1 pseudogene is annotated in these 270 nt (G+C 40.4%); it reads right to left on the reverse strand.

Going from position 1 to position 270, the window contains the following annotated elements:
- A pseudogene (locus CWC17_RS19420) lies at positions 1-270 on the reverse strand (porin); the annotation flags it as partial.

The following is a 270-nucleotide window of genomic DNA, read 5'->3' on the forward strand; positions in this document are numbered from 1 at the left end:
TTCGTGTAATAACATAGTAGTCACCAGAGTCTAAAATGTTATAAGCGACAAAAGGGCGCACATAGTTGTCAAATCGGTACGAAATAAACGTTTCTAAACCAATAGAGTCCTTAATTAAGCGCCCTAGGTTATCCGTATAGTGGTTTTGACTTTTATTAATGTTAGCAGCAACGTTTAAACCTGGCTTTACAAAGCTGCCCCCCAAAACCCCGCCACCAAAAAATAAATCTTCAACGGTTTGAGTAGTGCCCTCGCCATAGGTAACAGCAA

It is taken from the genome of Pseudoalteromonas sp. S3785 (assembly GCF_005887365.1).
In the GTDB taxonomy this organism is placed as follows: domain Bacteria; phylum Pseudomonadota; class Gammaproteobacteria; order Enterobacterales; family Alteromonadaceae; genus Pseudoalteromonas.